General features: G+C 36.6%; 19 protein-coding genes. 8 read left to right on the top strand and 11 right to left on the bottom strand.

Going from position 1 to position 20,856, the window contains the following annotated elements; all coding sequences use genetic code 11:
- Nucleotides 1-79: 79 nt before the first annotated feature.
- From Q0A18_RS16190 to Q0A18_RS16145, 10 genes are all read right to left on the bottom strand, one after another.
- Nucleotides 80-442, bottom strand: coding sequence for a hypothetical protein (locus Q0A18_RS16190; RefSeq protein WP_292011203.1), 363 nt, complete (start codon nucleotides 440-442; stop codon nucleotides 80-82).
- 213 nt (nucleotides 443-655) lie between these two features.
- Nucleotides 656-2,566, bottom strand: a complete 1,911-nt coding sequence (acs, locus tag Q0A18_RS16185) for an acetate--CoA ligase (RefSeq protein ID WP_292011202.1) — start codon at nucleotides 2,564-2,566, stop codon at nucleotides 656-658.
- 63 nt (nucleotides 2,567-2,629) lie between these two features.
- Nucleotides 2,630-4,519: an AMP-binding protein gene (locus tag Q0A18_RS16180; protein ID WP_292011201.1), complete on the bottom strand. Its 1,890-nt coding sequence runs from the start codon at nucleotides 4,517-4,519 to the stop codon at nucleotides 2,630-2,632.
- A gap of 19 nt (nucleotides 4,520-4,538) precedes the next feature.
- Nucleotides 4,539-4,925, bottom strand: a complete 387-nt coding sequence (locus tag Q0A18_RS16175; protein ID WP_292011200.1) for a response regulator — start codon at nucleotides 4,923-4,925, stop codon at nucleotides 4,539-4,541.
- Nucleotides 4,926-4,936: 11 nt separating this feature from the next.
- Nucleotides 4,937-7,639, bottom strand: coding sequence for an ATP-binding protein (locus Q0A18_RS16170; RefSeq protein ID WP_292011199.1), 2,703 nt, complete (start codon nucleotides 7,637-7,639; stop codon nucleotides 4,937-4,939).
- On the bottom strand, nucleotides 7,632-7,826 hold the full coding sequence (locus Q0A18_RS16165; RefSeq protein ID WP_292011198.1) for a hypothetical protein: 195 nt from the start codon (nucleotides 7,824-7,826) through the stop codon (nucleotides 7,632-7,634). Before Q0A18_RS16165 ends, Q0A18_RS16170 begins: the two co-directional genes overlap by 8 nt.
- 61 nt (nucleotides 7,827-7,887) lie before the next feature.
- The gene (locus Q0A18_RS16160) at nucleotides 7,888-8,115 is read right to left on the bottom strand and encodes a DUF6814 family protein (RefSeq protein ID WP_292011197.1); all 228 of its coding nucleotides are present in this window, start codon (nucleotides 8,113-8,115) and stop codon (nucleotides 7,888-7,890) included.
- Between the two features lie 44 nt (nucleotides 8,116-8,159).
- Entirely contained in the window at nucleotides 8,160-9,740 is a 1,581-nt protein-coding gene (locus Q0A18_RS16155) for an MFS transporter (protein ID WP_292011196.1), read from the bottom strand.
- A 50-nt stretch (nucleotides 9,741-9,790) separates the two neighbouring features.
- The gene (locus tag Q0A18_RS16150; RefSeq protein WP_292011195.1) at nucleotides 9,791-11,170 is read right to left on the bottom strand and encodes a porin; all 1,380 of its coding nucleotides are present in this window, start codon (nucleotides 11,168-11,170) and stop codon (nucleotides 9,791-9,793) included.
- A gap of 219 nt (nucleotides 11,171-11,389) precedes the next feature.
- Nucleotides 11,390-11,806 (bottom strand): helix-turn-helix domain-containing protein, encoded by a 417-nt coding sequence (locus Q0A18_RS16145; protein ID WP_292011194.1) that lies wholly within the window; start codon nucleotides 11,804-11,806, stop codon nucleotides 11,390-11,392.
- A gap of 159 nt (nucleotides 11,807-11,965) precedes the next feature.
- Here Q0A18_RS16145 and Q0A18_RS16140 point away from each other — a divergent pair, with 159 nt between their 5' ends.
- The 8 genes from Q0A18_RS16140 (at nucleotide 11,966) to argH (ending at nucleotide 20,223) form a co-directional block, all read left to right on the top strand.
- Nucleotides 11,966-12,568 (top strand): GNAT family N-acetyltransferase, encoded by a 603-nt coding sequence (locus Q0A18_RS16140; RefSeq protein ID WP_292011193.1) that lies wholly within the window; start codon nucleotides 11,966-11,968, stop codon nucleotides 12,566-12,568.
- Nucleotides 12,540-13,736 (top strand): argininosuccinate synthase, encoded by a 1,197-nt coding sequence (argG, locus tag Q0A18_RS16135; RefSeq protein WP_292011192.1) that lies wholly within the window; start codon nucleotides 12,540-12,542, stop codon nucleotides 13,734-13,736. Before Q0A18_RS16140 ends, argG begins: the two co-directional genes overlap by 29 nt.
- Complete coding sequence (gene argC / locus Q0A18_RS16130) at nucleotides 13,733-14,695, top strand: N-acetyl-gamma-glutamyl-phosphate reductase (RefSeq protein ID WP_292011191.1); 963 nt, start codon at nucleotides 13,733-13,735, stop codon at nucleotides 14,693-14,695. The genes argG and argC overlap by 4 nt, the downstream gene beginning before the upstream one ends.
- A 13-nt stretch (nucleotides 14,696-14,708) precedes the next feature.
- Entirely contained in the window at nucleotides 14,709-15,851 is a 1,143-nt protein-coding gene (locus Q0A18_RS16125) for an aminotransferase class III-fold pyridoxal phosphate-dependent enzyme (RefSeq protein WP_292011190.1), read from the top strand.
- Between the two features lie 44 nt (nucleotides 15,852-15,895).
- Nucleotides 15,896-16,858 carry an acetylornithine carbamoyltransferase gene (locus Q0A18_RS16120; RefSeq protein ID WP_292011189.1) on the top strand — a complete coding sequence of 321 codons (963 nt, stop codon included), beginning with the start codon at nucleotides 15,896-15,898 and terminating at the stop codon, nucleotides 16,856-16,858.
- A gap of 16 nt (nucleotides 16,859-16,874) precedes the next feature.
- The gene (gene argB / locus Q0A18_RS16115; RefSeq protein WP_292011188.1) at nucleotides 16,875-17,669 is read left to right on the top strand and encodes an acetylglutamate kinase; all 795 of its coding nucleotides are present in this window, start codon (nucleotides 16,875-16,877) and stop codon (nucleotides 17,667-17,669) included.
- Entirely contained in the window at nucleotides 17,644-18,726 is a 1,083-nt protein-coding gene (locus tag Q0A18_RS16110) for a M20 family metallo-hydrolase (protein WP_292011187.1), read from the top strand. Before argB ends, Q0A18_RS16110 begins: the two co-directional genes overlap by 26 nt.
- A gap of 192 nt (nucleotides 18,727-18,918) precedes the next feature.
- Entirely contained in the window at nucleotides 18,919-20,223 is a 1,305-nt protein-coding gene (gene argH, locus Q0A18_RS16105; protein WP_292011186.1) for an argininosuccinate lyase, read from the top strand.
- On the opposite strand, the gene Q0A18_RS16100 is transcribed toward argH, so the two are convergent.
- On the bottom strand, nucleotides 20,220-20,681 hold the full coding sequence (locus tag Q0A18_RS16100; protein ID WP_292011185.1) for an Lrp/AsnC family transcriptional regulator: 462 nt from the start codon (nucleotides 20,679-20,681) through the stop codon (nucleotides 20,220-20,222). The genes argH and Q0A18_RS16100 overlap by 4 nt on opposite strands.
- Nucleotides 20,682-20,856: the final 175 nt, after the last annotated feature.

Genomic DNA, 20,856 nt, shown 5'->3' with positions numbered 1-20,856 from the left:
TATTTTTCTGTTTTTTATAATTCAAAAAATCCGTAGAAAGCTCTACGGATTCTCGGTTATTAGATTTTAAAGATATGTTTTATGATTTTACTTCCGAATTGATACCCTCTGTGGAACCTTTTATTTTTATATTCATACTGTTATGAATTTCCGCTCTGCTCCTTGCATCTATATATTTTTTCAGGTTATCATAATTAGCCTGTTCTATCCCCATATTTTCAAACATATACGTTTTTAAAACCGCATTCTGACTGAAAATATGTTTCGCATTGTCTACCTGATCAAGGTCTTTCACGGCAACACTGGCAAGATATTGAGTGTTGTGGCTGTTGTCCAGATAAATGATATATTCGGAATTTTCAAATCCGGAATTCTCAAGATCGGACTCAAGTTTTTTATAATCGCTGTGAAATTCAAATAATCCAGCTAAAATATTTGACATAGCAATAGGTTTTTAGTTCATACTAAAGGTAATAATTATTTTTTTAATATTGTTTGTTTTTTAATTAAATTTAATATTTGTTGATTTATCTTTATTTATAAGTGTTATATGTTGTGCTTTATTTGTTTTAATGCTGTTTTTTTAAACAATTGTTTTATTTTCATGAAAAAAGAGCAGGGAAATTTTCCTGCTCTTCATATTGGATTTGATATTTTAGCCTAATCGTTCATTTTTTATTTCTTCCACAATCTCCGGGTTGAGTAAAGTAGAAATATCCCCGAAATTACTAAAGTCCCCTTCAGCAATTTTTCTAAGGATTCTACGCATGATTTTTCCTGACCGTGTCTTAGGTAGCCCTGAAACAAACTGTATTTTGTCCAGTTTAGCAATAGGTCCGATCTGATCGGAAATCAATTGATTGATTTCTTTTTTAAGATTTTCCTTGTCTCTGCTTTCCCCGCTTTCCTTCAGCATTACGTATCCGTATAAAGCATTTCCCTTAATATCGTGAGGGTACCCTACAATAGCAGACTCTGCAACCGCAGGGTGCTGATTAACACTGTCTTCAATCGGTGCAGTTCCCAGATTGTGTCCGGAAACAATGATCACATCATCAACTCTACCTGTAATTCTGTAATATCCAACTTCGTCTCTTAACGCTCCGTCACCGGTAAAATATTTTCCCGGAAATGCTGAGAAATAAGTTTCTTTATATCTTTGGTGGTCTCCCCAGATGGTTCGTGCGATTCCGGGCCATGGAAAACGAATACAAAGGTTTCCTGTTACCTGATTTCCTGAAATTTCATTTCGTTTATCATCCATTAATACAGGCTGTATTCCCGGTAACGGTAAAGTAGCATAGGTTGGTTTGGTAGGTGTTACAAACGGGAGGGGAGAGATCATTATTCCTCCGGTCTCCGTTTGCCACCAGGTGTCCACAACAGGGCATTTCTTTTTCCCCACATGATCATTGAACCAATGCCATGCTTCATCATTGATAGGCTCTCCAACGGATCCTATTACTTTTAATGAACTCAAGTCATGCTTATCTACCCATTCCGTACTTTCTTTAGCTAATGAACGTATTGCAGTCGGTGCCGTATAGAATTGGGTAATCTTATGTTTTTCAATCACTTCCCAGAAGCGGTCCGGTTCCGGATAAGTAGGAACACCTTCGAAAATTACGGTTGTAGCTCCGTTACATAATGGTCCGTACAAAATATAAGAGTGTCCCGTTATCCACCCTATATCGGCTGTACACCAATAGATGTCGTTTTCTTTATAATTGAAAATATTTTTGAAGGTATAGGCTGTATAGACCATATATCCAGCACAGGTATGAAGCATTCCTTTAGGTTTTCCCGTAGATCCTGAAGTATATAGAATAAAAAGCGGGTCTTCAGCATCCATGATTACAGTAACAAAATCTTCTGAAGCTTTTTCGTAAAGATCTGCCATCCAGTAGTCTCTTCCTTCTTTCATTTTGATCTCATTATGAGTTCTTTTCACTACTAAAACATTTTCAATGGTTTCAGTCTTTTCCAAAGCTTCATCTACGATACTTTTTAAATCGAGAACTTTACTTCCACGGTAGCTTCCGTCAGAAGTGATAATCATTTTTGCACCACAATCATTTACCCTTGAAGCAACAGCGGAAGAAGAGAATCCTGCGAAAATAACAGAATGCACTGCTCCTAATTTTGCACAGGCGAGCATCGTAATGGCCAGTTCCGGAATCATCGGAAGGTAGATGCAGACACGGTCTCCTTTTTTTATCCCCAGATCCCTTAGAATGCTAGCGGTCTTATTAACCCTTATGTATAAATCATTATAGCTTATGTGCAAGGCCTCTTCTTTTGGATCATTAGGTTCCCATATAATAGCTGTTTTATCACCTCTTTCCGCTAAATGTCTGTCGATACAGTTTTTAACGATGTTCAGTTTTGCATTTTTGAACCATGTAATTTTAGCCTCCGTCATATCATAATCTACAACCTTGCTCCAGCGCTGATACCAAACAAAATTTTTGTCAGCTATATTATCCCAGAATTTCTTAGGATTTTTAATCGATTTTTTATATTGTTTAAAGTAATCGGGAAGGTCTTCGATCTGGTAATTTCTCATATCCTTTATTCTTTATTTTAAATTGTTTAATTTTTTTCTAACTTAAAGTTAATTCAATTTTGCTTAGCAAGCCTTGTATTCAAAGAATTTTTCTTGAATTTCATCAATGATTTTTTCATCGTCAATAGTGGATGGAATCTGGAAATCTTTTCCCTCCAATAGGGTTCTTATCAGTTTTCTTAAGATCTTTCCTGACCGGGTTTTCGGCAACCTGTTGACAATCATTGCGTTTTTTAGACATGCTACGGCTCCTATCTTTTCACGGACAGTCTGTATAATTTCTTTCTCTAGCTGTTCTTCTGAAATAGATGAATTGTTTTTTAAAACTACTGTAGCGAACGGGATCTGACCTTTTAAATGATCATCGATTCCTACCACGGCACATTCTGCTACATCCGGATGTGAGGATACTACTTCCTCCATTTCTGAAGTGGAAAGCCTGTGTCCTGCTACATTGATTACGTCATCCACTCTGCCTGTGATAAAAAGATATCCGTCTTCGTCCTTAATAGCTCCGTCACCGGAAAAATAATATCCATTGTACTGTGATAAATAACTTTTCTGAAAACGCTCGTGATCTTTCCAGATTCCGAGAAGTGCACCCGGAGGAAGAGGGAGTTTAATAGCTAAATAACCTTCATGGTGTGGATCGAGTTCATATCCGTTTTCGTCAAATATTTTAATATCATATCCCGGAATAGGTTTTCCGGCAGAAGCTCTTTTTATTTTATATTGATCATCAGCGGTCATGAGTCCCAGCATGGGCCATCCTGATTCGGTTTGCCACCAGTGGTCAATAGCAGGAACTCCAATATGTTCGTTAAACCAGTCTAAAGTAGCAACATCACATCGCTCACCTGCTAAAAATTGTTTTTTGAAATGGGAAAGATCATATTTTTTTACTAATTTTCCCTCAGGATCTTCCTTTTTGATGGCCCGGATTGCAGTCGGAGCAGTAAACATAACCGATACTTTATGCTCAGAAATGATTCTCCAGAAAGTTCCGGCATCAGGAGTCATTACAGGTTTACCCTCGAAAATAATAGTGGTATTTCTGTTGATTAAAGGGCCGTATACAGAGAAACTGTGTCCTACAGCCCATCCGAAGTCAGAAGCCGCCCAATAGGTTTCACCAGGTTCTACTCCGTAAACATATTTCATGGAGAACTGAAGTGCGGTAGCATATCCTCCGGTATCACGAACAATTCCTTTAGGTTTTCCGGTTGTACCTGAAGTGTAAAGTAAATAGAGTGGGTGGATAGATTCTACAGGGATACATTCCACGGGATCGGACTGAGTAAATAATTCTTCGTAGTCAATTAATCCTTCAAACATTTCATGTTGATTATCAATCAGGTTACGATTATAGACAATAATATGCTCCACCTTATCCTGCGCCAGTTCGATTGCTTTTTCTACCAATGGTAAGTAGGGAATTCTTTTTGAAATCTCCACTCCGGCAGTGGCTGTGATCAAAGCTTTTGGTTTACAGTCATCAATTCTTACTACGAGCTCATAAGGAGCGAATCCGCCGAAAACTACATTGTGAATCACTCCGATTCTTGCACATGCCAGCATAGCAAATAAAGTTTGGGGAATCATCGGCATGTATACTACAGCGGTATCTCCTTTTTTTAATCCCAAAGAAGTAAGGCCTCCTGCAAATTTTGCAATTTCTTTTTGAGCTTCCTTAAATGTATAGCTTTTCTTCTGCCCTGTTACAGGAGAATCATAAATAATAGCGATCTGATCTCCATATCCGTCTTCAATATGTTTGTCTATACATAAATAGCACATATTGAGCTCACCATCAGAAAACCACTGAGGGTAGTTATTCTGATCTGCAGATAAGATATTGCTCGGGAATTTAAACCATGTAATTTCCTGTGCCTGCTGCTTCCAGAAATTCTCTTTGTCTTCGATACTCTGTCTGAATAAGGTGTCTGCATTCATATTAGATTTGTTTTAGTGTTTATATTGTTTCTATGTCATTGTTTTCCCGGAGTAAATCTTCAATTTGTTGTAATAATTTTTTGATGGAATAAGGTTTTGTAACATAGGCGTCTGCACCCATTTCAAGCCCTTTTTTAATGTCTTTAGGATTGTTTTTTGCACTTAAGAAAATAACCCTGGTGTTTTTAAATTTTTCCTGTTGCCTGATGATTTCCAATGTGCTGTATCCGTCAAGATTAGGCATCATGATATCAAGCAGGATGATGTCAGGAGTAATGGTTTCAAGAAAATCCAAAACTTCTGTACCGTCCCTGGCGATAAATACATCATATCCGCTTTTCCTGAAGCTGTATTCCAATGACATTAAAATTTTATGTTCATCATCTGCGATAACGATCTTTTTCATTTTTGTGTTTATTATAAGTGTTCGACTTCATTTGTAATCTTTTGTGCATCTCCCTCCGGGAAGCTGATAGTAAATGTAACTCCCAGACCACTGTTTTCTGCTTTTATTTTCCCCTGATGAGCCTGTACGATTTTTTTGGAGATGGCCAATCCGAGACCACTCCCAGTGGGTTTAAGGATATTTTGATTTCTGGATTGGTAGAATTTATCAAAAATCATTTCCAAGTCTTCTTCAGGGATGTTTTTCCCTGTGTTGAATATTGTAATGGTTAATATATTATTTTTCTCTAAAAGTTTAGTCTGTATTGTTCCCTGTTCCTCAGTGAACTTTAAAGCATTACCCAGAATATTCTGGAAAAGCTGTATCATTCTGGCTTCATCGTATTCAAAAACATATTGATTAAGAAGATTAACTTCACTTAAATGGATACTTTTCTGCTGAATAAGATGAAGTAAGGGGTTAAGGGCCTTTTTATAGGTCTGGATAATATTGTTTGGTTGAATATTAAGGGCAATTTCTCCATGTTCCAGCTTATCCAGATACAGAATATCGTTAATGATTTCACTTAATCTGTCAGACTCTGTAATAATATTGTTGAGGAATTCTTTTTTAATGTCTAACGGAATATCATCATCATCTGCCAGAATTTCTCCAGCGGATCTTATTGCTGTAATAGGTGTTCTCAATTCATGAGCAACAGAATCAAGAAAGTCATCTTTCTGACGGTCTTTGATGATTAGGCTTTCATTAGCTGTTCTAAGATCATCTGATAGTTGTTGTAATTCCTGTGATTGCTCGGTTAATTTCTTATTGAGAGAAATGTTTTCTTTTGATTCTTCCAATATATTTAACACTTCCTTTAAAGATATTTTATCTTCTTTGGTAACTCCTTCAATAAGTATTTTAGCAGAAGCTGTACCTATTCTTCCTGCCAAAAGGTTTTCGGAAAATTTTATGAAACGGGAATCAGCGGTTTCTGTTTCTGAATTGATATTGTATTTCAGGTTGAAAATCCGCATTGCCTGTTCAGTTTTCTCTTTTCCGAGGAATCTTTCAAGGATGTTTTTAATATCAGAAATATAAGCGGTTCCCCTCCAGATAAATGCATTTTCAGGGTTTTGAATATATTTGTCAATGTCTACATATAATTCAGCAAAGTTTCTTTCGCGATAATTTCCTTTCATGCTCACAGAAACAATAGTAAAGATTCCTGTATTGACCAGAATAGACCAAAAGAAAATCTGGGAGATTCTGCTTAAATAAGGAATACTGAAGAAATCGAAATAAGTGTACATCTCTCTCAGTACCCCCTTGAATTCCTGAGTGTAAGAAAAGTAGTATTGAGGAATGATCAGTCCGAAATAGCAAATCGTTAATCCTGCAATAAGTCCGGCAACAACACCTTTGTAGCTTCCTCTTCTCCAGAAAAGAGCGCCAAAGAAAGCTGGAGCAAGCTGGGCAATAACAACGAAAGAAATTAAACCCACTGAATCCAGTGAAGTTTTTAAGATAAAATATTTATAAAACACAAAAGCCATGATTACCAATACCAGAATACTTATTTTCCGGATATTGGTGATATTTCTGGTGTTTTGAATTTCATTTTCAGATTTTAATTTTCCTAATAAGCCGTAAGGAATGACTAAATTATTGGAAAGCATAATAGATAAGGTGATAGATGAAATAATAATCATGGAAATACAGGAGCTGAGTCCTCCAAGGAATACCAATACTGTAATCCATGTATTATTGAAATGCTGTGGAATAAGAATGGAATAAAATTCAGGATTTACTTTTTCTCCGTCGAAGATAAGTCTGCCACCCCAGGCAATGGGAAAAATAAATACAGTGAAAATCAATAGGTATAGAGGGAAAAACCAAATAGCAGTTTTAATATGTTTTTCCTGCCTGTTTTCTACTATAGCCGTGTGAAACTGTCTCGGAAGAATGCATATGGCGGTAGCAGAAATCATGCATAAGATCATCCAGTTGAGAGAACCTTCAATTCCGTTGAATGTATTTTTTCTTTTAAAATCCGGAAACTGACTTGCTTTCTGGTAGATGTCAGAGAAACCGTCAAAAACAAAATAGATAACAAATAATCCCAGAATAACAATGAAAAACAATTTTAAAAAACTCTCCAAAGCAATGGCAGAGATGATTCCCAATCTTTTTTCCGAAGCATCTACATAACGTGTTCCGTAATAAGAAGAGAACAGAGCGATGAGGAGGACGACAAAAGTTGCATTGTCTGTCAGGATATTACTGGAGGAAGGAGTTCGGGTAACTAAATGAAAAGTCTCGGAAATGGCTTTAATCTGTAATCCAATATAAGGAACAATGGCAAGAAGACAAACTGAAGTGATAATGGCTCCTAAACTTCTGCTGTTTCCATAACGAAGAGAAATGAAATCTGATAGACTGCTTATTTTATTTATCCGTGCAATTCTTATAATCCTGGTATTAATGAAGATCCATGCCGGAATAATCATAACAGGACCGATATAAATGGGTAAGTAATCCAGTCCGCTTGTTGCAGCAACTCCTATACTTCCGTAATAGGTCCATGCAGAACAATAAACAGCCAAAGACAGTGAGTAGATATAAGGATTGTTGATCCATAGCTTGCTTCTTTTCTGTTCAGCCAGATAAGCAGCTAAAAATAAAAGAGCCAGGTATAAGGAAACAACAATAAATAAAGCAAAACTACTCATAATACTTTTTTACAATTATAAAAGATATAATGATAGAAAGCATCCACATGGCAAACAAATAAATCAGAATCATCGGATATCCCAATATTTCTTTCTCACTGTTAAATAACAGCGAAATAGGAATACTGAAAGCGATCATCAGGGCAACACTCAGGATAATCAGCTTTTGTTCGTGTCTCTTCTTCATTAATATTTTGAAACCATACAGAACATGGGCTCTGTATGGTTCCTATTGAGGTTATAATTAGTTAAACTTTATCATCTGAGTATTCACCTGTCAGTGCATAATATCCGAAAATAGCTAATCCGCCGGAAATTATGGGTACCAATATGAATAAAATGATAATACCAAATACCAGATCTTCCTGTTTTCCCGACGCGATTTTCGGGATTCCCATAACGGTAATTCCGAAATATCCCACTACAAGAGCAATGATGATCCAGAGTATACCTAATATTTTTTTTAGTCCGTCCATTTTAGTAGTTTTTAAATTTAATAAAAATTTGAAAGATTTGGTGATTAATCATGAATATTATTGTTTTTATTTTTAAGATATACTAATCCTATCAGTAAACAGACTGCGGCCACTCCAATCGGATACCATAGGCCTTCTAGGTACCATGTAGGATGACCTGCATCTTTTCCTACCGTTACGAGATAAGTGGCTACGGCAGGAAGTAACCCTCCGAATACTCCGTTACCAATGTGATAAGGCAAAGACATGGAAGTGTATCGGATTCTTACCGGGAACATTTCCACAAGGAAGGCTGCAATAGGGCCGTATACCATGGTTACAAAGATCACCTGAATAAATACCAGGAATACCAGATACCATTTTGTATGGTCGCCTAGTGTCACGGATTGTGAAACTTTAGGTTCTTCTGCTTTGCCGTCCTTCATTACCGGACCGGCAGCAGACCAATGGACAATACTGTCTTTCTTTAATAAAGTTCCGTCTGTGAATACAGTCTCTTTATGGAAAGTGATAAGACTGTCAGTAGCGATATCCTTATGGATTTTTGCACTTCTTTTTTCTGTGATACCTCTGGATGCAACTGTTTTACTCTCAAGATTTACACTTTTGTACATGCTGTCATAAATGGGACGGTAAGCAAAAATGGCAACCAACATTCCTGTCATCATAATGGCTTTACGCCCAATTTTATCAGACAACCACCCGAAGACGACAAAGAATGGAGTGCCGAGGAAAAGAGCAGTGGCCATCAGGGAATCTACCTGTGCGGATTCTACATTCATTACCTTTTGCAGGAAGCTCATGGCGTAAAACTGGCCGGTATACCAGATAACACCTTGTCCCATTGCGGCTCCGAATAGGGCAAGAAGGACGAATTTAAAATTATATTTATTCCCGAAACTTTCTTTAAGAGGGTTTTTGGAAGTTTTTCCTTCGCTTTTAGCTTTTGCAAAAAGAGGAGATTCTTTCATATTCTTTCTGATGATGTAGGAAACGCCTACCATTAAAATAGAAATCCAGAAAGGAACCCTCCATCCCCAGGTGTCAAACTCCTCTGTTGAAAGTGAAGTCTTAGTAACCAGTATGACGATTAATGAAATAAAAAGTCCTGCTGTAGCCGTGGTCTGTATCCATGAGGTCCAGTATCCTCTTCGATGAGGCTGGGCGTATTCAGCGACATAGGTGGCAGCGCCTCCGTATTCGCCTCCTAAAGCTAATCCTTGTAATAATCTTAAAATTAATACTAACACAGGAGCAAGGAAGCCTATGGTTTCATAACTCGGAATACATCCGATAAGGAAAGTGGAAAATCCCATGATCAGCAGTGTAACAAGAAAAGTGTATTTTCTTCCGATAAGATCTCCCAATCTTCCGAAGAAAAGAGCTCCGAAAGGTCTTACTACAAATCCCGCAGCAAATGTTGCCAGTGTAGATAAAAATGCTGCAGTAGGGTTGTCGGCGGGGAAGAATTTTGTCGCAAGAACAATGGCTAGACTCCCAAAAATATAAAAGTCATACCACTCAATCAATGTGCCGAGAGAAGAAGCTGTGATCACACTCCAGATCGTTCTGTTCTTCTGTTTTTCGGTCATGTTATTGTAATTTTCGTGATGGTTTTCGCTCATATTGCTTGATTTTGATGTTAAATATGGATGAGGTTAAAGTCCGTAGTGTTTTACAGATAGATTTGGAACTGAACAATGAATTCTCCTTTGGATTTAGGGTTTTCCGTAGGACTGGTATAAACAGGGCGGGTAGAGTATTGGGTTGTGATTTTAGCATGATGGCCGTCTATAAACCAGTTGGCACCTACATCAAATTGGGAAGACGACCTATCAAAAGCTTCAAAATCTTTATACGTATAAGCCGCAAAAGGCTGAATTCTTATTTTGGGTTTTTCAGCCTGGCTGGGAAGAAGGAGCCCTGCCTGTGCGTAGACAATATTACCTGTTCCGATAGTAGGCTGCATATTTCCCGGACCTGCAATTGCCTTATCTCCTATGAAATTAGGATCCGTAGAGGCGATATTCATAATACCTAGATTTCTGATATAATTGGGTCCGAATTTATAGTTGTAATATCCGGCATAAGCTGAAATAGCCATTTTATTTTTAGCTTCCCCAAGTGGAATATCTGCAAAAGCATCTACAGCAAGTAAGGTAATATCATGCTTTTCAATGTTATCATTCACAGAAGACTTTGTTCCATCTGCCTGATGGTAAAAACCAGCCCCCACATTGAACACTTTTTTGGTTCCCAGATAAGATCCTACTTTAAAAGGGAGTGTGTTGGATTCATCATCAAGAAACTGATATTCAAGATATCCTGCTTTTGAAAATTTTGGGTTACCATTATTATCAACTGCAACAGCATTGGCTGGATCAGTGACATTAGTGGGAATTAAATCCGTTGCAAAAGGTTTATTTAAGCTTAAGCGGTATTCCAGTTTTCCATATTTACCTTTTGCAAACATTCCAAGCTGTCTTGCGAACTGGTCAGAATTATCAATTAAGGGCCATGAAAAAATAGGGGAATCTACAGTTAAGAAGTTAAGAGTTGAGGCCATGGTCATACGGGATAATCCCATGTAGTAATGTAATCCTGCTCCTAAAGATAAGCTGAAGTCTCCTGCCTCTCCCGGTAATACGACTGCATATTCATTCCAGGCATCATGGAAAAACATCTGGGGTTTTTTACCATTCCCGTTTCCTCCTGTTCCGGTAGTTCCAGGAGCTCCTCCATTAATGAAAGTCTGGTTATTGATACCGAAATGAACGAGAATCATGTATCTTTTAGAAATTTGTGCATAGGCTAAAGCTCTTAACCTTCGGTTTCCTAAGCTCCAGGAATCTTTAGTAGCTTCTCCGCCTACCATACTTCCCGGATTCATCTGGGTATTTCTCAACCAGAACTGATCCCATAAAATGAAACGAACGAATTTATCGCCTTCCTGATTGAGATTTAGCTTTAATCCGCTTCCATATTCGGGGGAACCTTGAGAATATAGTGAGTTGCTAATTAATGCTAATCCAATAAAAGTGAATATTTTCTTCATAAATTATCAATTTTTTGGTATTAATTTTATGGACTCCAAATTGTAATTAATAATTTGTTTATGAAAATTTAATATATATTATTGGTCATGATATATATACTTATAAATTATGAGTGAAAAATGATAAATTGAAGATGGTGGATATTACTTGGAAAAGGGTTTAAGTTGTTGATTTAAAGTGAATATGGATATTTATTATTTAATACTTATACCTTTTCTCTATTTTTTGAAACGTTCCCATTTTATAAGCATATACTTGTCTGCAAACTGAGTAATGATAATACCGGAATTTTTAAGGTTTTCTTCTTTAGCAATATAATCGATGAGCTCGTTTTGTTTTAGAATTTTATATACAGGATGGAATTCTGAATGAGGAGGTCTTGTGATATTGTACTTTTTTATCCATGAGCTTATGGTGACATGAGAAACCCCAATAATTCTTTCTATCTCACGGAAACTTAAGCCTTCCAGATAAAGTTGTAATGCCTTGGTTACATAGTAGTCATCTATTTGTTTTCCCAGTTTTTTTACGGTAAAATAGTAATTGCAGTCTTTACACAGAAACCTCTGTTTTTTGTTAATGATTCCGCTTTTAACCACTTTATCACCTTTGCATTTTGGACATTTATCTTCCATATATAGTATTTTAGCAAATATATAATAATTTAGCAAATTAAAAATTAACTAATAAGATATATTATCTTTTTAAATATGTTTTTTAAGAAAAAAATATCTTTTAAATTTGCTTTGTAAAGTAAATATCTTTTAAATTTGCCAAAAAATTCAGATAAATAAATGGAAATAGAAATTTCCTCATGCGAACACTTAGTGTATGTGAGTGAAATACAGCAGGAAATGTATGATTCTGCACAGAGAAGAGGAACGGGGATCGCAAAACGTTCCATAGAATATTTAAGTAAGAAGATTTCAGATGGGAATGCTGTGGTTGCCACTGAAAACGGTGAGTGGGTAGGGTTCTGCTATATAGAAACCTGGTCACATGGTCAGTTTGTGGCCAATTCCGGACTTATAGTTTCTCCTAAATTCAGGAATACTGGGGTTGCTACCCAGATTAAACAAAAAGTCTTCCAGTTATCAAGGACTAAGTATCCTGATGCTAAAATATTCGGATTAACAACAGGATTAGCAGTCATGAAAATTAATAGTGAATTGGGGTACAAACCTGTTATCTATTCTGAATTGACACAAGATGAGGATTTTTGGAACGGATGCAAAAGCTGTGTAAACTATGAAATCTTAATGAGTAAGGAGCGTAAAAACTGTTTATGTACAGCAATGTTATACGTTCCGAAAAATGATAAAAAAAATATAACAGCTGAAGAAAATCAGCAAGACAAAGGATATAATAATGAAAAAGAAAGTCGTTTTAGCGTTTAGTGGAGGTTTAGATACCTCTTATTGTGCTAAATACCTTAGCGAGACACTTGGGTATGATGTGTATGCTGTAACCGTGAATACAGGAGGTTTTTCTAAAGAAGAAGAAAAAGAACTGGAAAAAAGGGCCTTAAATCTTGGAGTTAAGGAATACAGGTGCATCGACGCTCAGGAAGATTATTATAATTCTTGTGTTAAATATCTGATATTCGGGAATGTATTGAAAAATAATACATATCCTCTATCGGTAAGTGCTGAGCGTACTATTCAGGCGCAGGAAATTGCAAAATATGCTATAGAAACCAAAGCAGATGCTATTGCTCATGGAAGTACAGGAGCAGGAAATGATCAGGTGCGTTTTGACCTGATATTTCAGGTGATGTGTCCCCAGGTGGAAATTATAACTCCCATCCGTGATATGGCTTTATCAAGAGAAGAAGAGATAGAGTTTCTTAAGCAGCATGGATATGAAATGGAATTTCAGAAAGCTCAGTATTCAGTTAATAAAGGACTTTGGGGAACTTCCGTAGGAGGTAAGGAAACACTGACTTCCCGAAACTATCTGCCTGAAGAAGCTTTTCCTTCACAGGTAAAAGAAACTCAGCCTTCAGAACTGGAGATCGAATTCAAGAAGGGGGAAATTGTAGCAGTAAACGGTGAAAAGTTTGATCATCCTGTATATGCCATTCAGAAAATAGAAAAATTAGCTTCTGTATATGGAATAGGACGTGATATTCATATAGGAGATACTATTGTAGGAATTAAAGGAAGAGTAGGTTTTGAAGCTGCAGCAGCTTCAGTGATTATAAAAGCACATCATTTGCTTGAAAAACATGTTCTATCAAAATACCAGCAGATGATCAAATCACAATTATCCGACTGGTATGGAAACTGGCTGCATGAAGCTCTGTTCCTGGATCCTGTGATGAGAAATATAGAATCTTTTTTAACAGATTCTCAGGAAACAGTTACGGGTAAAGTATTTATAACCCTGCATCCATACAGATTCATCTTAAATGGAATTGATTCTGTACACGATCTGATGTCAGATAAATTTGGAAGTTATGGCGAAGCTAACAGAGCATGGACAGGCGATGATGTGAAAGGATTCACAAAAATCGTAAGTAATTCCTTAAACATATACCATCAGATAAACGAAGGGAAAATATGAAGACAGTCGGAATAATAGGAGCGAACGGATATACGGGGAGTGAGTTGGTTCGGTTGTTGTCTTTTCATCCTAATGTAGAATTAAGCTTTTTGTTCAGCCGTTCCAATGCCGGAGTGAAAATTTCTGAAATTTATCCTGACCTGGATTCTGTATGTGAAATGGTATTAACGGATCAGGTTCAGGAGGTGGATGTATTATTTCTGTGTCTTCCTCATAAAGAAAGTCAGAACTGGCTCCAGCAGAATATGATCAGTGAAGAGACATTGATTATAGATCTGGGAAATGATTTCAGACTGGAGGGGAAATGTGGAAACAGGGATTTTATCTACGGACTTCCTGAGGTTAATAAGGCTCAGTTGATTCATTCAAAAAGTATTGCCAATCCGGGATGCTTTGCGACAGCTATTCAGCTGGCATTGTTGCCATTGGCTAAAAACAGAGATCTCGCAGAAGTTTATACGACAGGAATTACGGGTTCGACGGGAGCAGGAGTGAAATTACAACCTACTACTCATTTTACCAATAGAAATAATAATATTTCGGCTTATAAAACTTTAACTCATCAGCATGTAGAAGAAATTCTGCAGCAGCTGAATTCTTTCAACGGAAAAGAAGTGAAGTTGAATTTTGTGCCGTGGAGAGGAGACTTTACAAGAGGAATCTTTACCAGTTCAACAGTAAAGACTGATATGGAACTTTCAGAAATATACAAGTTATATCAGGAATTCTATAAATATGAACCTTTTGTAAAAGTAAGTGAAACTCCAATAGATTTAAAACAGGTGGTTAATACCAATCGTTGTGTGATTAATATTGAAAAAGAAGGAGATGTTATCGTAGTCCATTCAGCAATAGACAATCTTTTAAAAGGAGCCTCCGGACAGGCTGTTCAAAATATGAATATAGCTTTAGGCTGGGAAGAGAATTTAGGATTAGGATTAAAACCTGTAGCATTTTAAAAAAACAGAAAACATGAAATTATTTGAAGTATATCCATTATTCAATATAAATCCTGTAAAAGCTCAGGGATCTTTCCTTTGGGATGATAAAGGAGAAAAGTACCTTGATTTTTACGGTGGGCATGCCGTGATCTCTATTGGTCATAATCATCCATATTATCAGGCTAAATTAAAAGATCAGCTCGATAAAATCTCATTTTATTCCAATTCTGTACAGAATGGATTGCAGATAGAATTAGCAGAGAAACTGGGAAAGCTTTCAGGCTATGAAGATTACAGTTTATTTCTTTGTAATTCAGGAGCAGAAGCTAATGAAAATGCTTTAAAACTGGCTTCTTTTCACAATGGAAAAAAGAAAGTATTGTATTTTTCAGGAGCCTTTCATGGAAGAACTTCTGCAGCGGTTTCCGTTACGGACAACCCCAAAATAGTAGCCCCTGTTAATTATTCAGAGAGATTCATTAAATCGGAATGGAATAATATAGAACAGCTGGAAGAAACCTTCAAAACTCAGGGAGATGAAATATCTTCCGTAATTATTGAAGGAATTCAGGGAGTAGGAGGAATTATAATTCCGGATAAAGATTTCCTGTTAAAGATTAAGGAATTATGTGAAAAACATAATGTGGCTTTAATATTAGATGAAGTACAGTCAGGATATGGAAGATCAGGATATTTCTTTGCCCATCAGGAGTATGGAATTCAGCCGGATATTATTACGGTTGCAAAAGGGATGGGAAATGGATTTCCGATCGGAGGCGTATTGATCAGTCCTGAATTTAAAGCAAGCAATGGTCTGTTAGGAACTACTTTTGGAGGAAATCATCTGGCATGTGTAGCAGCAATTGCTGTTCTTGATGTTATGAAAGATGAAAATCTTATTGAAAATTCAGAAAAACTGGGAGCTTATATTGAAAATGAAATTAAAGACTTTCCACATATTAAATCTATAAGGCGAAAAGGCCTGATGATAGGTATTGAGCTGGATAGGGACTGTTCCGAAGTAAGGAAAAGCCTGTTGTTCGACCATCATATCTTTACAGGTAATGCCAGTGATAAAAGTGTTCTGAGGATTTTACCGGCACTTAATATCAAAAAAGAAGAAACCGATCTTTTTATCAACTCTTTAAAAGAGATTCTTCACCAAATAGATTAATATCAATTTAAAGTCTGTTGACAGACTGTCAAAAAATTACAAAAATGAAAAATTTCACTGCTGTAAGTGATATAGAAAACTTACAGGAAACAATAAAGAAAGCTTTACAAATAAAGGCTGATCCACTTGCTGATTCCCAAAAAGGAAAAGGAAAGACAATTGGTTTGGTATTCTTAAATTCGAGCTTAAGAACCCGTTTAAGCAGTCAGATTGCCGCTCAGAATCTGGGGTTGAATGTTTTGGTATTGAATGCCGCTCAGGAGGCCTGGAATTTAGAGTATGCGGATGGAACCGTGATGGACGGAAATACGGTGGAACATATTAAAGATGCTATTGAAGTATTAAACCAATACTGTGATATCATTGCTGTTCGTTGCTTTGCAGGAATGAAAAATAAGGAAGATGATGTGAACGAAAGTATTTTAAGCCAGTTTCAGAAACATGCAAAAGTTCCTGTAGTTTCATTGGAATCTGCAACCCGTCACCCTTTACAAAGTTTAGCAGACTGTATTACGATTACAGAAAACTGGAAAAGTGATAAAAAGCCGAAGGTTGTATTGACCTGGGCTCCTCATATAAAGCCTATTGCTCATGCAGTAGGGAATTCGTTCACAGAATGGATGCAGCAAATGGATGTCGATTTTGTAATTACTAATCCAGAAGGTTATGATTTAGATAAGAAATTCACAAAAGACACTCCTGTTATTCATGATCAGGAAGAAGCATTGAAAGATGCGGATTTCATTTATGTGAAAAACTGGTCTTCTTTTGATGATTATGCTGCGATGCCGGAAGTAAAAGAGAACTGGATGCTTACCAATGAAAAACTGGCGGCTACGAACAATGGGAAAGTAATGCACTGCCTTCCTGTACGTCGTAACCTTGAGCTGAGTGATGAAGTGATGGACGGGAAACATTCTATCATTTATCAGCAGGCTAAAAACAGAATTTTTTCTGCACAGGTAGTATTCAGTGAAATTCTCGATGAAATTGAATCAGGAAAATAACTCAGGATCCCAAGTAATGAAAGAAAAACTTTTTGTTGTAAAAATTGGTGGTGCTCTTATCGATGATGATGTCCTGCTCAATGAATTCCTTACCCAGTTCTCAGAAATTGAAGGAAAGAAGATTCTGGTACATGGAGGAGGAAAGCTGGCCAATATCCTTGCTGAAAAGTTAGGAGTGACCCAGCAGATGATCAATGGAAGAAGAATCACGGATAAAGATACACTGGATATCGTAACTATGGTATATGCAGGAAATATCAACAAGAATATTGTTGCTAAATTGCAGCATAAAGATTGCGACGCAATTGGACTTTCCGGGGCAGATGCCAATGTAATTCAGGCAACAAAAAGAAACCATCCCGAAATTGATTTTGGATTCGTAGGCGACATAGAAAAAGGAAGTGTAAATCGGAAACTTATTTCGGGCCTGCTTCAAATGAACCTTATCCCTGTCTTTTCAGCGATTACTCATGACAAAAAAGGAAATCTTTTCAATACCAATGCTGATACTATTGCCTCTGTAATTGCACAGGCTTTATCAGAAGAGTATGATGTAGAATTATTATTCTGTTTTGATAAGGAAGGTGTTCTCGAAGATGTAGATCATCCTGAAACACTGATTAAGAAGGTATCTGAAAAAGACTTTTATACTCTAAAAGAAGAAGGAAAACTGCATAAAGGAATTTTACCTAAGCTGGAAAATGCTTTAGGAGCCGTTAAGAACAATGTCAATAAGGTATTTTTAATGAAAGAAACCCGACTGAAAAATCATATAGAAAACCACCATGAAGGAACTGAAATCTGTTTATAGCTTAGAAGAATTAAAAAGTAATGCCGTGGAATTACTTAAGAAACTGATTGAAATTCCTTCATTCAGCAAAGATGAATATAATACTTCCGTAGAAATCGAATCTTTTTTTACAAAACATCAGATTCCTACGAAGCGTTTTAAAAATAATATCTGGGCAGTCAATAAACATTTTGATGAAGCCAAGCCATCTCTGTTGCTGAATACCCATCACGATACGGTAAAACCGAATAAAGCTTATACGCTGGATCCATTTGTTGCTATTGAAAAAGAAGGGAAACTATTCGGACTCGGAAGTAATGATGCTGGTGCGTCACTGGTTTCTTTAGCACAGACATTTTTACATTTTTATGAGGCAGAAGATTTACAATATAATTTAGTTATTGCTTTGACGGCCGAGGAGGAGATTTCCGGACTGAACGGAATAGAAGCCTTATTTCCGCAATTACCCAATGTAGTATTGGCAGTGGTAGGAGAGCCTACCCAAATGAATCTGGCCATTGCGGAAAAAGGACTCCTTGTAATCGATGGAGAAATGAAAGGAACTCCTTCTCACGCCGCTCATCCTAACGATGACAATTCCATCGTTAAATGCATGGAAGATCTGCATCATATTTTAAGCTTTAAATTTCCTAAAGTATCCGATTATCTAGGAGAAGTAAAGGTTACCTTATCAGGAATTCATGCAGGAGTACAGCATAATGTGGTTCCTGAGTCATGTACCTTCACACTTGATGTAAGAGTTACGGATGAATATTCCAATAAAGAGGCTTTTGAAATTATTCAGTCTCAGATGAAATCGAATCTTACAGCAAGATCTTTCAGGTTAAACTCCTCAAAAATTGAAATGGATCATCCTTTTGTTCAGGCAGGAATAGCTGTTGGAAGAACTACCTATGGCTCTCCCACGTCATCAGATCAGGCTATTATTCCATGTACATCTGTGAAGATAGGTCCCGGAGACAGTAGGCGCTCTCATACGGCAGATGAATTTATATTCATTGATGAGATAGGAGAAGGAATTGAAATTTATATAAAAATTTTGGAGAAAGTATTGTAGTACTTATATCCTCATATTAGTTAGTTTTTTTAATGTTTTGACTTAGCTCAGTATAATTGAAATTAAAGCCCGGAAGTTCTTATAAGATTCATACATACCATAATAAGCAGGGTTTTAATACATACATTGAATTGAGGTATTGAGATTATGCTGGGCAAAGCCGGAACAGATTATATATTTAATATTTTTATTATGAAAAAGATATGGCAGAAGGATGACCTGGCCACCAATATATTAGTTAATAATTTTACAGTAGGAAAGGACCTTGATTTTGATGAGCGTCTGGCAAAATATGACGTTAAAGGATCAATGGCTCACTGTAAAATGCTTGCGGAAGTAGGAATTATTTCTGAAGAAGAATCAAAGCAGATGCTTGCTGTGCTTTCTTCAGTATTACAAGATATTGAAGAAGGAACATTTGTTATTGATAAAGAGGCGGAAGATATCCACTCTCAGGTGGAAGCGATACTTATTGAAAAATTAGGAGATACAGGAAAGAAAATTCATACGGCCCGTTCAAGAAATGATCAGGTTTTATTGGATATTAAGCTTTATTTATTGGATGAAATCCGTGAAATAACCAATCTTACAGACGTTTTTTTTCAGACTTTGATCCAATTGGCGGATCAGCATAAGAATGTTTTGCTTCCGGGATATACCCATTTTCAGATTGCAATGCCTTCCTCTTTCGGACTTTGGTTTGGAGCTTATGCAGAAGCATTGCTGGATGATCTTGAATTGCTGTTTTCAGTAAAGAATATCATCAATAAAAACCCATTAGGTTCAGCAGCCGGTTATGGATCATCATTCCCGATTAACCGTGAAACCACAACCTATGAGTTAGGATTTCATACGATGAACTATAACGCTGTGTATGCACAAATGACACGTGGGAAATCTGAAAAGGTTCTTGCGATGGCGATGGCAACTCTGGGTGGAACACTGGCTAAATTTGCCTATGATGTATGCCTTTATTTAAGCCAAAATTTTGACTTCATCAGTTTTCCTAAAGAATTCACGACAGGAAGCAGTATTATGCCCCATAAAAAGAATCCTGATATCTTCGAATTGGTTCGTGCAAGATGCAACCGGATTCAGTCTCTGCCTAACGAACTGATGATGGTGACAGGTAATCTGCCATCAGGCTATCACAGAGATGTGCAGCTGACCAAAGAAATTCTGTTTCCGGGTATAGATTCCCTGAAAGAATGTCTGGAGATATTGAATTACACCTTACCTAATATTCAGGTAAAAGACGGAATTCTGGAAGATGAAAAATACAAATACCTTTTCAGTGTAGAAAAAATCAATGAAGAAGTAAAAAAAGGAAGCTCATTCCGTGATGCCTATATTAAAATAGGAAAGGAGATAGAGAATAATGAATTTGAATTCGAACTTCAAAACCTCAATCATATCCATCAGGGAAGTATAGGAAATCTTTGTTTAGATAAAATAAGTTATGAGTTTAATAAAATTAAAAATAAACTATTGGGTTAGTCCATGTTTATTTTAAACTTGGTAGCTTTTTTTACTTCATGAAGAACAATAGAGCTATGGTACTGTCCTATGTTAGGAATATTTGATATTACATTTACGGCGAACTCGTTATAGGAATTAATATCCTTTGCGATAATCTTCAGCATATAATCGTATTCACCAGATAGGCTGATCACTTCCTGAACTTCGTCGTATTTTGTAATATGACTCTCAAAAGAAGCGAGAACCTCCTGGGATTGCTCCTTTAAACGAACATTGCAATAAACAACAATATTGAGACCCAGTTTTTCACGGTTGAGAAGAACCACATACTTCTCAATAATTCCCTGTTTTTCCAGCTGCTTGATTCGTTCATAGGTCGGAGTAAATGTCAGACCTATTTTTTCTGATATTTCTTTAACAGATAAAGTAGAGTCATCCTGAAGGATATTAAGGATCATAATGTCTTTTGCGTCCATAATGTAGATAGTGTAGAATTGAGTTGTAACAAAAATATTAAGAAAAAATGAAAGAGAGGTATAATTAAGGTTTTTTAATTTATTTTAAAACTTGAGTTGGATGGTATCGGTAAATTTTTATATCTTTGCACCTAATGAATAAAAGAGTATTTATATCATTAGATTTACCGGGCGA

This window comes from Chryseobacterium sp., assembly GCF_022712095.1.
Lineage (GTDB): Bacteria > Bacteroidota > Bacteroidia > Flavobacteriales > Weeksellaceae > Chryseobacterium.
The sequence above is the reverse complement of the archived record's forward strand: the minus strand, read 5'-3'. Positions and strand labels throughout refer to the sequence as shown.